The following is a 239-nucleotide window of genomic DNA, read 5'->3' on the forward strand; positions in this document are numbered from 1 at the left end:
CGCTGCTTACCAGGTCATCATAGTTTCCTGTAAACTCCGGATCCTTAGTTCCATACGTCTTTGACGCGCTGTTCACCGTGATGGTCACATTTCTCGGCCTGATCACTACCGCCGCACTTACGGCTTCGGTTTCCTTGTAATTCGGATTCGTCGCCTTTACGTATACGGTATGTGTTCCTGCTTCCGTAAAGGTCGGGGCCGTCTCACTGTATTCTGTTCCGTTGGTTGAATACAGCAGC

The 239-nt window shown here is 50.6% G+C and carries 1 protein-coding gene; it reads right to left on the bottom strand.

Annotated features, from left to right (window positions below; all coding sequences use genetic code 11):
* A partial coding sequence (locus tag NE473_RS32480) for an MBG domain-containing protein (RefSeq protein WP_256265755.1) occupies nt 1-239 on the bottom strand: 239 nt, incomplete at both ends.

Origin of the sequence: Hungatella sp. SL.1.14 (assembly GCF_024460495.1) — a bacterium.
GTDB classification, from domain to species: Bacteria; Bacillota; Clostridia; order Lachnospirales; family Lachnospiraceae; genus Hungatella; species Hungatella hathewayi.